Origin of the sequence: Tahibacter harae, assembly GCF_024437735.1 — a bacterium.
In the GTDB taxonomy this organism is placed as follows: domain Bacteria; phylum Pseudomonadota; class Gammaproteobacteria; order Xanthomonadales; family Rhodanobacteraceae; genus Tahibacter; species Tahibacter harae.
Genome location: NZ_JANFQO010000011.1, coordinates 104,498 through 116,598 on the forward strand (window position 1 = coordinate 104,498; position 12,101 = coordinate 116,598).

Consider the following 12,101-nt stretch of genomic DNA (forward strand, 5'->3'; position numbering starts at 1 on the left):
CTTCCTCTCCCCCGAGCCTGCTCAGGGAGAGGGCTGGAGCGAGGGGCAACGATCAACGCGCCTCGCCTTTGAATTTTCGCCACAATCTCCAACGTACAAAGAGCGATGCGAGAGCCGGAATTCTTCGCAGACCGCCCTTCACCCGGCCTCTTCCCGCGATCGCTTTTCCACCCAAAACGAAAAAGGGGCTTCCGCCCCTTTTTCACTCATTCTGACCGGGGCGCCGTTCCGCCAGCACGACCTTATTTGCTCGCCATCGGCGCCACCGGCTTCGCCCCGCCCTCGGCGGCGGCCTTGGGGGCGAAAGGCTGGTCGAAACTGGACCGCAGCAGCGTTTCCCCGTGGTTGACCAGATCTGCCTGCACCGGCCTGGCCTTGGCGCCGGCGACGCGCTGGGGCGGCGGCAGCGGGTCGATGATGTTGATTTTGGCGATGGCGTCGAAGCTGCGGTCCGGGTCGGCGAGGTAGCCGCGCACTTCGGCGGCGGCCTGGCGTACCGCGGCCGGCGGGTCGGGCAGGGTGAAACGGCTGCCCTGGGCGGCGAAGCGCGAGACATGCAGCGACTTGCCCTTGTTGTCGACCCAGTTGACCTCGACCATGCCGCGGAAACTGTCGCGGGCGAGCTGGGCTTCGATCAGGTCGGGGCCGAACGGGCGCAGCTTGCGCACCAGGCGGAATTCGCCGGCGGGGCGTTCCAGGATCACCGCCGGATCGCCGAGCAGATTGTAGGTCTCGACCAGGGTTTCATCCTTGATCGGCGTCTTGCCGGCGACGATGGCGTCGCCGATGGTGACGCCCGTCTTGGTCAGCTGTTCGACGATGACCTTGCTGAATTCCGGCGACGGCGAGTTGCGCCAGGACGCGGCGAACACCGCAATTGCGCCCTTGCCGGGTTCGCGCAGGAAGCGTTCGCCGATGGAGTCTTCGGTCGGGTTGTCGAACGGGGCCGAATAGCAGGTCATCGACAGCACCATGGGCAGGCGGCCGCTGTTGTTCAGGCCGGAGACGTCGTCCAGCGTGAACAGGTCGTGGTTCTTGCGCAGGTCGGGCGGGCCGGTGCGCCAGATGTAGCGGCCGCCGTGGCCGATGAAGTGCACCAGCAGGCGGCCTTCGTTGAGGCCGTCCTTGATCGAGCTTTGATGGGCCAGGTTGTCCTTTTCGTCGGGGCTGGCGTAGACCTTGTCGGTGAGGAAGCCGGCATTGTCCAGGTTGCGCGCGATATCGTCGGAGGTGCGCTTGAAGTAGTCGCTCTCGTCGGTAATGAACATCACGTCGCGGCGCCAGCTGCCCAACTGCGGCGTGCTCATGTAGCTGATGGTCTTGTCGACGATGGCCTTGACCTCGGCCGGCTCCACCACCGGGAAGCGGCCCAGGGCGATGACCGGGGCCAGCGGATCCTTGCCCACGCTGACGAAATGATTGTCGCTGGCGGATTGGCCGTCGTAGGACATGAACTGCCAGGTCGGGATCAGGCCGCGGTGCTTGAGATCGGCCGGCGTGTCGGCATAGGGAATGCTGTCGATATCGCCGAACTGGCCCGGCATCAGCAGTTCGTTGTCGGCCCACTTGGCCAGCTGGCGGCGGTCTATGCGCTCGTGGCGGATGTCGAAGCTGGCGTCGCCGACGAGCAGGGCGTAGCGCGGACGCGGCGCAGGCCATTCGTTGTAGGCCTGCTGCATCAGGCTGCGTATGGCCTGCGGATGCACGATGCCGTGGTTGAACTGGTCGTAGACATCCGCGACATCGATGACCGCGACCTTGAGCCCGCGCTGGCGGTGGAATTCGGCCAGCGGCTGGATTGCGTCGATCAGGCGCGCATGGCTGATGATGAGGTAGTCCACCGGCGCGGCGGGCCGGTGCAGGTCGGCGGCATTGATCGCGCGCAGGCTCAGCGGCTTGGCGAAACCGGCGTCCAGCACCGGGAACAGTTCGGTGCCGGCCTCGATGCGGCCGAACTGGCCGCCGGCGGCACTGAAGCGGCGGCCGTCGCCGGAGTACAGCGCGAGTTCGCCGCCGGCGTGGCTCAGGCCCGGGCGGCCGGCACTGCTGATGCGCAGCGGCGCGGCGGAGAGGGCGAGGTCGCCGCTGATCGGATAGTCCAGGTCGACGGAATTGAACATGACCACGTCGACGATGGGATTGGTGTCTTCCGGCTTGGCCAGGCGCTTGGGTACGCTGAGGGTCAGCACATTGCCCTGGGCGCGCAGCTGAGCGGCAGGTACACGGAATTCGTGCACTACTTCGGCGCGGCCGTCCCAGTTGAAATGGGCGACGTCCCTGCCGTCGATCTGCACATTGACCTGGTGGTCGGTAGCGGGACGCGGCTGGTTGGGCGGCACGTTGAGCGAGGACATGCCGCGGAACTTGAGCTTGAAGTCGACCGTGCCGCCGCGGCTGGCCAGATCGGGCAGTTCCAGCGGCAGGCGGAACGGCTCCGGATCCACGTGGGTGAGCTTGGCCCAGTGCCAGAAATCCGCCTCTTCCCACTGTTTCACGTGGGCCTGGTTGAGGCGGATCATCATGTTTTCCTGCTCCAGATGGAGCTGGCGCTGCAGCGCGGCCGCGCCGGCCGCGCCCTGGGTGGCGATTTCGGCGATGCGCGCATGCGCGCCGGGAGCGGCGCGCAGTTCGTAGACGTTGACGGTGCTGTAGGTGTCGAACCAGGACAGTGGCCCGTGCAGCGCCCGGCCCACCCATTCGATGCGGTCGCCGGCGCTGAAATTGGCGCCGCTGCCGGTGATGCGGATGGGAACTTCGACGCCGCGCTGGGTCAGGTAGAGCGAATCCCGCGGGCAGTCGGCCAGCTGCGGCACGGCCTGCGCGAGGCTGGCGTGATCCAGCGCGTACACGCCGGCCTGTTCGATTTCTATGTGTGCGGCGCCGGAGCAGGCGAGCGCGGCAGGTGCAGAGAGAACGGCGAGGAAGCCGAGGCCGGCGGCGCGGCGGAAATGCGGCAGCATGAGCGGGCAGAACCTGCGAATCGTCTGTACGACCGAATCTGGCAGCCTACCGGCTGAGCAAAAGCTATGCAAACCTCGCGCGGCTCATTCTGGCGCGGCCGCGGCCCGCATCGCCGCATCGGCGGCGGCGGGCCGCTGCGGGGGGGGGGGGCCGCGGCGCCGGTGTTCACGGCGTGGTGGGGATGGTCTCGAAGCCCCACTTGAACAGCTGGTCGGTATGGTCGATGGTCAGTGTGGCGCCGTTGACTGTGCCGGTGTTGCCGTCGCCGGCATCCCAGAAGGTCAGGGTCCAGGTGCCGTTGGCCTGGGACGGCGGCACGCCCTTGAAGGCTTCGGAAATGATGGCCGGCACGCCGCCCGGCTGGACGCCGCCCGGCGTCGCGGCGCGGTAGGTTTCCGGCGGCACCACCGGCGTGGCCCAGGCCCACCAGCCGCGCAGGGCGTCGTCGCTGAATTTGTATTCGCCGTTGAGGTCGCCGTCGTGGCCGCAGCCGTTGGGCACGTTGGAGCCGGTATGGCTGAAGATGATCTTGGACGGCGTGCCGCCCGGGGCGGCCAGGCTGACGACGAGGTCGCCGCGCCAGCTGTGCACCACGTTCATGCTCAGCTTGACCGCCACGACCGGGTATTGCAGGCCGGTGACGTCAAAGCTGATGACGCGGGGCTGGCCCAGGTTGTTCACGCCGCAGCTGGGCGAGCCGGCCGGGGCGTCCGGAATGGGGCCCATGCCCGTGCCGGTGAAAGTCGCCACCTCGGCGGACGCGGACGCCGCTGCGAGGCCAAGGCCGAGCACGGCCAGAGTTGCGGTGATGCGCATGCCTACCACTCCAGGAAAACGACAGAAAACCGCCGCAGTGTAGCCGAACTCCGGCTCACCTACGGACGCGACAGGACGTTTGTTCAGTTGCCGGTCGTCGCAGCAGACGGCCGGAACAGGCGCTGCAGCAGGCCGGCCACGGCGGGCATGGCCTTGGCCACCAGGGCCGGGTTGGAGAACCAGGCCTCGGTCAGGCAGGCGAAGAATTCGTCCGGGCTTTCCGCGGCGTAGGGGTCGATCAGGGTTTCCTCGTCCGCGTCCACCGCCGCGCAGAAGGCGTCGTAGGCCTGCTGGAACACCTGCTTCCACTCGCGCCGCGGCAGCGACGGCGGCAGCGGCGGCACGCCGTCGCTGCCGCCGTCGCGCATGTCCAGCTTGTGCGCGATCTCGTGGATGATGACGTTGAAGCCTTCGTGGGGCTGGGCCAGGTCCTGTTCGATGTCGGCCCAGGACAGCACCAGCGGGCCGCCTTCCCAGGCTTCGCCGATCAGGCTGTCCTCGCCTTCGGTGACGACGCCGGTTTCCTCGTCGTGGTGTTCCCGGCGCATGCGGAATTCGCCCGGGTAGACCAGCACTTGGCGCCAGCCGCGCAGCAGGTCGTAGTCCAGCTCCAGTACCGGCAGGCAGGCCTGGGCGGCGATGAGCAGGCGGCGCTGGTCGTCCAGTTCGGCGCCGCCCAGGGCGAAGAAGGTCTTCTCGGCCAGGAAGCGCGCGCTGAGTCCGCGCAGGCGCGCGGCCTGGTCCGGATTCAGCGGCTGCAGCAGCGCACAGGCCGCCACGGCGGCCTGCCAGCGGGCATCGTCCAGGGGTTCGGGACGGGGGCGCAGGCGCTCCCCGATACGGCGCAGCAGGGCGAACATGGCCACATGATGCCGTGGCGCCGCCCGCGGGCGGAAGCGCTTACTTGATCGAGCCGGGCAGTACCGACTGCCAGCGCAGGCCGCCGCCGCGCGGCCGCTGCGGCACGGACGGCTCGGCCGAGGGCAGGCTGATCGCCGCGGCCGGGCTGCTGCCGCTTTCCGGGCTGGCGTCGGCGCTGTCGCCGACCAGGGCGCGGCTGTCCACCGGCACGCTGATCGGGGCGCTCTGGCCGTCGTGATAGATGACCCGGGCCGAGCTGCTGGCCGGGGTGATGTCGCAATCCTGGCGCGACTGGGCCAGGGCGACGCCGCCCGGCGTGGCGGAAATCATGAAATCGTCGGCACAGGCGGGCCCGGCCAGGAATGCGAGGCCAAGCGCCAGAATCAGCGAGTTCGGAATTGTGAGCATCGGTGGCTCCGGAGGGCGGAACGCTGGCACACGGGCTCGGGCGGGTCGGAATGCTCGCACGAAAGCCCGAGTGTAGCCAGCGCGGACGCGCCGTTACAGCAGGCTTCGTGCCAACAATTGCAAGACGTCCCCGGGCCTTGTCCAACAAGGGCTTGAAGTCATGGTCATTGTCCGCGGTGTCCGCTGGGCGTGCAGCGGACATACGCCGGACAGTGGTATGGATGCGGCCAGGCGTGAATCGGTTGCGTTGCTGTGCTGCAGCACGCCAGCGGCCGGGTCCGTGGCTAGACTCGGCCATGAGCATCGTATCCCCCGACCTGGCTTTCCTTGCGCCGCGCTGGCGTCCCGGCGGCCTGGCGCTCAAGCGCGGCCTGCTCGCCGGCATACGCCGGGTGCTGGCCCAGCGCGATGCGATCAACCGCATCAACGTGTTTCCCGTCGCCGACGGCGACACCGGCTCCAATCTCGCCTTCACCCTGAGCGCGGTCGAACAGGCGCTGCGGCCGCTGCGCCTGCGCAGCGCCGGCGGGCTGCTGCGCCGGGCCGGCGACGAGGCCATAGACGGCGCCCGCGGCAATTCCGGCGCCATCCTCGCCCAGTTCCTGCAGGGGCTGGGCGAGCAACTGGCCGACCAGCCGCGGCTGGATCCCGCCGCCCTGGCCGCCGCGGCCGAACACGCCGCGCGCCAGGCCCGCGGCGCCGTGGCGCAGCCGCGCGAGGGCACCATTCTTTCCGTCATCAGCGCCTTCGCCGCCGCCCTGCGCGAGCACAGCGGCCGCGGCGCCGACCTGCGCGCCTGCTGGGCCGGCGCGCTGGCCGCGGCCCGCGCCGCGCTGGCGCAGACGCCCGAACAACTGGCCGTGCTGCGCAAGGCCGGCGTGGTCGATGCGGGCGCGCTGGGCTTCGTCGAGCTGCTGGAAGGCATCAACGACTACCTGCTGCGCGGCCGCGCCGGCCTGGCCCGGCTGCAGGATTTCCGTCCCGGCGACGCTGGCGTGGTCACGGCCGCGGGCGACCACGACGCCGGGCATCGCTACTGCACCGAATGCGTGCTCAGTGCCGAGGCCATAGACCGCGACCAGGTGCGCGCCGCCATCGCCGCGCTGGAGCATTCCAGCCTGGTGCTGGCCGGCACGCGCCAGAAGCTGCGCGTGCATGTGCACCTGGACCAGCCGCAGCAGCTCTACGACGCGCTGGCGCCGCTGGGCCAGCTCGGCGGCTGCAAGGCCGACGACATGCGCGCCCAGCAGCGCGCCACCCAGGCGCGCACGCGCGTGGCCGTGGTCACCGATTCGGCCGCCGACCTGCCCGATGCGGCGCTGGAGCAGCTGCCGCTGCACCTGGTGCCGGTGCGGCTCAACTTCGGCGCCCAGGATTACCTCGATAAAGTATCGATGTCGCCAAAGGAATTCTTCCACGAATTGCGCAGCAATCCGGCCGCGCCGCGCACCTCGCAGCCGCCGCCGGGGGATTTCCGCCGCCTGTTCGAGTTCCTGCTCAGCCACCACGAGGAAGTGGTCTACGTCGGCCTGTCGCGCGCGGTCAGCGGCACCTTGCAGGCCGGCGAAAGCGCCGCCGCGCGCTGTGCCGCCGGGCGCGTACGCATCGTCGACACGCGCACCGCCAGCTGCGGCCAGGGCCTGCTCGCGCGCCACGCGGCGGAACTGGCGGCCCAGGGCCTGGATGCCGACAGCATCGTCGCGCGCCTGCAGGCGCTCATCGCGCAGACCCGCGTCATCGCCTATGTGCGCGATCTCAGCCATGTGGTGCGCGGCGGCCGCCTGCCGGCCTGGACCTTGCCGCTGACGCGCTGGCTGCGCCTGGTGCCGGTCGCCGCGGTCGGCGGCGACGGCCGCCTGCATGTGGCGTCCATCCTGCGCGATGGCCCCTCCCTGCCGGCACGCTTCGCCGAGCGCATCCTGCGCCGCCTGCCCGCCGGCGCGCGCGACTGGCGCATCCTGGTCGGCCACTGCGACAACCCGGCCGAAGCCGCCTGCCTGCGCCTGCAACTGCAGCAGCGCCTGCCGGCCGCATCCATCGAAATCGTGCCGCTGGGTGCGGCGATCTCGGTGCATGCCGGGCCGGGGGCTATCGTGGTGGGACTGTTGCCGGGCTAGGCGGGCGGGGCGCAGCGGGGCGAGGTCAGCCGCCGTGGCTGTATTCCGCGGGCTGCGTTGTGCAGAAGGCTGCGGCCTGCGGGCGTCGCAGCAGCTGCCCGCATCTGAAATCCGCTGCGGATGCGCGAGCCGTATCGTGCTGGCTTCCGCTGTTGCGCAGCGGTCAATTGAAATTCCGTGGCAAATTTGTCGCTGGATGGCGGCTCAAGCAGCGCCGCCTTGTGATCCACCGGCCGGCAACTGACAATCCGTTCGGCCTGCGCCAGTAAGCGCAGGGCCTGTTCCGGTTTTGGATTCCCGGCCATGACGCGCGTTTCCGAATCAATGGTGTCGCTGCGTATCCTCGGAGACGATCTTCGTCCTGAAGAGATCACGGCGCTGTTCGAGGTCGAACCTTCGTTGAGTTGCTGCAAAGGCGACTTGCTTTCATCGCGGGGCGGGAAGGAGTACCGCCGCAGTAGGGGCATGTGGTCTCTGAGCGCCGAGTTGCACAAGCCCGAGAATGTGGCAGCGCAGGTCGCGGAGCTGCTGTCCAGGCTTCCCGATGATTTGTCCTTGTGGTCCACGCTGGTATCCCGATTCGAGATCGTTCTGTTCTGTGGGCTGTTCATGAATGAAGCGAACGAGGGGCTTTCCCTGGATGCCGGCACCCTGCGCGCTCTGGCGGAGCGTGGCATTGCGCTGGATCTGGACCTGTATGGGCCTGCGGACAGCCGTCGCTCCCTTCCGCCCGGCTGATCTCCCATGGCCGCAGCGGCATTCCGGGGGCGGGCTCACCGGGACGTTGTCGCGCAGGCCGCAGCCAGCGATCCTGACGATTACCTGATCGAGTCCCATCATGCGAGTGAGCCGGAGGCCGTGATCATCTGCCGCACAGATCTCAGGGCGACACTCACCGCGCCCGGGCTATGAGCGCGGAGCCGCTGGGCCAGCCAAGGCGCCCGGCAGGCCAAGAAACGGATACGGCCACTTGCTGCCCAAGGACAGCAGGAACGAAGCCGCCCCCTGCGGCTCCGTCCCCGCCATCGCACGGGGCGCGCGGTGCGGACGGGATCGGACCGCCTGCGCCGCGTTCGTGCCGGCAGGGCCGTGCACGCGCCCGCCGCCGGTCCGGCGGGAGATGCCGGGGCCGGCGGCGCGGCGTCCTGCCGGTGAATACGGGCGCCGCGGCAGGCGCGGCGTCCGCTGGCGCAGCCTGTCACTCAGGTAGACAGGCGTGCCGCCGATTGCCCTGCCGCAGCGCCCCCTCGGTCTGCTGCAGTGCAATGTCGCCGGGCTCCGGTGCTGCCGCGCCGGGGCCGGCGGTCACGCCGCCCGGCTCCCGCGGGCGGCGTTTCCTTCGATGAAAGTGCCCCGCCCTTGTGGGGGAAGGCGGGGCGGCGCCTCCGGGTCAGGGGTGTGCTGGCGCCGTTGCAGCTTGAGCCGGGGCGGGCGGCGCGGCCTCTGGCGCGGCATCAGTGCGGGATCAATTGTGTCTCTCGCGCTGGCGAGATCCCGGCTTGAGCCGCCTCCCGCACCCGCCGCCGCAGATTCAGTGCATTGTGCAGAAAGGAAATGATGCGCTTTGCTGCGTTGCGGCACGCGCGCGGCGCGGCGCCCGCGACTGGTTCATGCCGAGCCCGCCGCAGACCGCACGAGCATCCTGCGTTCGTCTGAATGAGATCCGCGCAGAAGCGGCGTTGATGCGCGTCCGCACGCCGCTTTCCGCCGCGACGGCGCACACGAGTTTCTGCTAATGCGCTTGAGTCCGCGGGCGTACTGGAGTAAGTCTCGACGACGGCGCCTGACGGGGAGGTCAGGGCGTCAGCGCGGCGGTCGGCCTGGAGGGGCCGGTGGCTGTCGTGCGCGATGGCGGCGGGAGGGCCTTGTGAGCGAACACTTCGAACTGCCGTGGCCGGCGGCGCAGCGCCGCCTGCGCATGGGCGGGCTGCTGGTCGATCTGCGCTATCGCCGGGTGATCCGCGCCGACGCGGAGACCGAGTTGGCCCAGCGCGTCTTCGATCTGCTGCTGCTGTTCCTGGCGCGGCCGGGGCAGCTGCATTCGCGCAACGAGATTTTCCGTCTGGTCTGGCCGGGCGTGGTGGTCGAGGATGCGAACCTGACCCAGAGCATCTGGCTGCTGCGCCGCGCCCTGGGCGCGCAGGCCAAGGACTGGGTGCGCACGGTCGCCAAGCTGGGCTATGTATTCGATCCGCCGGTGCCGGTGGAATGGCCGGACGAAACGACGCCGGCGTTTGCGCCGTCGTCCCAGCCGTCCGCGGCATCCGCGGCATCGCCGCAGTCCGCGCCGTCTGTGCCGGCGCCTGCCGCCGCGGCGGCGGAGCCGGCAACATCGTCGCCGTCACCTTCCCCATCACCGCTGCTGTCGCCGTCATCGGCGGCGAGCGTGACAGCGCCTGCACCATCGCCATATCCCGCCGCACCGCCGGCGCACCCGCGCCGCCCTTCCGCCTGGCTCGCCGCTGCCTGCCTGCTCGCCGGCCTGCTCGGCCTGGGCTGGTGGCAGGTGCGCGCGCAGGGCCGGCCGCGCGTGGTGCTGGCCGCGGCGGCGGATGCGTCGCTGGCGGAAGAACAGCGCTGGCCGCTGCAATTGCTGCAGTCCTGGCTGGAATGGAAGCTGCGTGCCAGCAACAGCCTGCCGCTGGCCGCGCCCGGTGCCGCAGGCGATGACGACGACATCGTCGTCGTGCTCGCGGTGAACCTGGGCAGTGCCGAAGGCGAGGCCTGGCAGCTCAGCGCGCGCCTGCGCGGCGCCGGCGTGCAGCGCGATTTCCGCCGCAGCGCCGGCGCCGACGGCCTGGTGCAGGCGCTGGATGCGCTGAGCCGCGACGTGCATCAGGAACTCGCGCCGCAGAGCGCCGCCCTGGGCTGGCCGGCGCTTGCGCTGGATACGGCCGGTGCGGCCGAATTCGCCGCCGGCCTGGCCGAACAGCAGCGCCATCGCCGCGGCGCGGCGGCGCAGCACTACCGGCGCGTGCTCGATGGCCGGCCGGATTTCGGCTATGCGCGCCTGCTGCTGGCCGACAACCTGTCCGAACTGGGCCAGCAGGGCGCGGTGGAAGCGCAGCTGCCGCGGTTGCGCGAATGGATGCAGAGCCTGCCGCCGCCCGCGCGCGCCCTGCACCAGGCCCAGGCGCTGGCGCTGGCGCAGGACTACGAACAGGCCGCCGCCGCCTTCGCCGCCCTGGCCGCGCAAAGCCCTTACGAGGCCGAGGCGCTGCGTCTGGCCGAGGCGCGCAACCTGCGCCGCGCCGGGCGCAGCGGCGATGCCTTGCAGCGGCTGGCCGGCGCCGTGCCGCAGAACACGGCGCTGGCGCTGCCGTGGCTGATCGAGCGCGCGATTGCGCAGCTCTCCGGCGGCGAAACCGCCGCCGCCGCCGCGAGCGCGGCCGAGGCCGGCGCGCTGGCGCAGCGGCAGAACTGGCCCTACGAACAGGGCCGCGCGCTGCTGCTGCTGGCCGATGCGGCCCAGGGCGGCGCCGGCGGCGACGCCGCCGCGCTGTACACGGAGGCCGAGCAGCGCTTCGCCGCGAGCGAGGACCGCCTGGGCGTGCTGCGCGCGCGCCAGCAGGCCAGCCTGCTGGGCAGCGATGCCGCGGCGCAGCGCCGCGCGCTGGACGAAGTGCTGGCCGAGGCGCGCGCCGCAGGCAACGTGGCGTTCGAGTTCGACGCGCTGCGCCGCGCCGCGTTTCATCACTACCACCGCGGCGAGATGAGCGCCTACCGCGAACGCCTGGCCCAGTCCGCTGCTGTGGTCGACGGCGCCGGCGACCGGCTGGCGCGCAATATCGTGCTGCTGGATCTGCTGCACCAGGAATTGCTGCTGGGCGAATTCGACGCGGCCCAGGGCCGTCTCGCCATGCTGTCGGCGCAGCCGCTGCAGGGCGTGTGGGCACTGTGGTTCAGCCATTTCTCCGCGTCCATGGCCTACCAGCGCGGCGACTACGACGCCGTGCTGCAGCAGATCGAACGCGGCGAGGCGCTGGCCGGCGGCGATACCGCGCGCGCGGCGCAGCTGGTCGGCCTGTCCTGCCTGCGCGGCGCGGTGGCGCTGGCGCGCGGCCAGCCGGGCCTGGCGCGCAACGGCTTTGACCAATGCCGCGCGCCGCAGCTGCCGCACTTCATCATCTATGCCGACCTGGGCGAGGCCGAACTTGCGCTGCAGGGCGGCGACGCCCGCCGTGCGCAGCAGCTGATCGCGGCAGCAAAAGGCGCTTTATCCACAATGACCAGTTCGCCGGACCGCTCGCGCATGGCCCTGATCCTGGCGCCGCTGCTGGCGCGCAGCGGCGAACTCGCCGGCGCGCGCGAGCTGCTGCAGCAGCAGCTGCCGCTGTTCGAGCGCGCCGGCTACGCCGCGCTGGCAGCCGAGACGCACCTGGCCCTGGCCGAGATCGCCCTGGCCGGCAATGCCGTGGCCCAGGCCGGCCGCGAAGCCGCGCACAGCGACAAGGGGCTCGCCGCCGACGACTGGCAGGGACGCCGCCGCCTGCGCACCGTGCAGGCCCTGCTGGCGCAGCGCCACGGCGACGCGGCGGCCGCGGCGCGCGAACTGGAAGCCCTCGATGCGGACGCGCGCCGCCACGGCGACGTGCTGGCGGAACTGCTGGTGCACAGCCTGGCCGAAGCCAACCCGCAGGCGCGCCGCTGCAGCGCCGAGCGGCACAGCCGCCTGCTCAGCCAGAGCGGCCTGCGCGGCGCTTCGGATGTGTGGCTGCTGGCGTCCGATGTTGCGCCGCAGCTTGCAGCGGCGCACGCCACGCCTTAGGGTGCGCCGCCCCGTGCCAAAGCGCGGGCGATGACAGGTCTCTCCGGGTCGGGGGTGCGGTCGTCGAACCAGGCAACAGCCGCGACCGGTTCCGGTCGCGCCGCGCCGTCCTCCACGGATGGCCGCTGTCGCGTCGTCGCACGGCCATGCTGGCGCAACACCCGTTGCGT

7 protein-coding genes are annotated in these 12,101 nt (G+C 70.8%); 3 read left to right on the plus strand and 4 right to left on the minus strand.

Annotation, left to right across the window (positions count from 1 at the left end; genetic code table 11):
- Nucleotides 1-242: 242 nt before the first annotated feature.
- The 4 genes from NM961_RS13275 to NM961_RS13290 all read right to left on the minus strand — a co-directional run bounded on the left by NM961_RS13275 (nucleotide 243) and on the right by NM961_RS13290 (nucleotide 5,046).
- Nucleotides 243-2,960, minus strand: a complete 2,718-nt coding sequence (locus NM961_RS13275) for a C25 family cysteine peptidase (RefSeq protein ID WP_255914876.1) — start codon at nucleotides 2,958-2,960, stop codon at nucleotides 243-245.
- Nucleotides 2,961-3,126: 166 nt separating this feature from the next.
- Entirely contained in the window at nucleotides 3,127-3,777 is a 651-nt protein-coding gene (locus tag NM961_RS13280) for a proprotein convertase P-domain-containing protein (RefSeq protein ID WP_255914877.1), read from the minus strand.
- Between the two features lie 83 nt (nucleotides 3,778-3,860).
- The gene (locus NM961_RS13285; protein ID WP_255914878.1) at nucleotides 3,861-4,637 is read right to left on the minus strand and encodes a M90 family metallopeptidase; all 777 of its coding nucleotides are present in this window, start codon (nucleotides 4,635-4,637) and stop codon (nucleotides 3,861-3,863) included.
- 40 nt (nucleotides 4,638-4,677) lie between these two features.
- Nucleotides 4,678-5,046: a hypothetical protein gene (locus NM961_RS13290; RefSeq protein WP_255914879.1), complete on the minus strand. Its 369-nt coding sequence runs from the start codon at nucleotides 5,044-5,046 to the stop codon at nucleotides 4,678-4,680.
- Between the two features lie 296 nt (nucleotides 5,047-5,342).
- Between NM961_RS13290 and NM961_RS13295 the strand changes: the two genes are divergently transcribed.
- The 3 genes from NM961_RS13295 to NM961_RS13305 all read left to right on the plus strand — a co-directional run bounded on the left by NM961_RS13295 (nucleotide 5,343) and on the right by NM961_RS13305 (nucleotide 11,931).
- Nucleotides 5,343-7,163: a DegV family protein gene (locus tag NM961_RS13295; RefSeq protein WP_255914880.1), complete on the plus strand. Its 1,821-nt coding sequence runs from the start codon at nucleotides 5,343-5,345 to the stop codon at nucleotides 7,161-7,163.
- Nucleotides 7,164-7,466: 303 nt separating this feature from the next.
- A complete protein-coding gene (locus NM961_RS13300) occupies nucleotides 7,467-7,901 on the plus strand; it encodes a DUF4279 domain-containing protein (protein ID WP_255914881.1) in 435 nt (144 codons plus the stop codon).
- A gap of 1,129 nt (nucleotides 7,902-9,030) precedes the next feature.
- On the plus strand, nucleotides 9,031-11,931 hold the full coding sequence (locus NM961_RS13305; RefSeq protein ID WP_255914882.1) for a winged helix-turn-helix domain-containing protein: 2,901 nt from the start codon (nucleotides 9,031-9,033) through the stop codon (nucleotides 11,929-11,931).
- Nucleotides 11,932-12,101: the final 170 nt, after the last annotated feature.

Excerpts from the sequence above, each read along its gene's own strand:
- NM961_RS13290 (WP_255914879.1), bottom strand. The coding sequence starts at position 5,046 with ATGCTCACAATTCCGAACTCGCTGATTCTGGCGCTTGGCCTCGCATTC.
- NM961_RS13280 (WP_255914877.1), bottom strand. The coding sequence starts at position 3,777 with ATGCGCATCACCGCAACTCTGGCCGTGCTCGGCCTTGGCCTCGCAGCG.
- NM961_RS13285 (WP_255914878.1), bottom strand. The coding sequence starts at position 4,637 with ATGTTCGCCCTGCTGCGCCGTATCGGGGAGCGCCTGCGCCCCCGTCCC.
- NM961_RS13275 (WP_255914876.1), bottom strand. The coding sequence starts at position 2,960 with ATGCTGCCGCATTTCCGCCGCGCCGCCGGCCTCGGCTTCCTCGCCGTT.
- NM961_RS13295 (WP_255914880.1), top strand. The coding sequence starts at position 5,343 with ATGAGCATCGTATCCCCCGACCTGGCTTTCCTTGCGCCGCGCTGGCGT.
- NM961_RS13300 (WP_255914881.1), top strand. The coding sequence starts at position 7,467 with ATGACGCGCGTTTCCGAATCAATGGTGTCGCTGCGTATCCTCGGAGAC.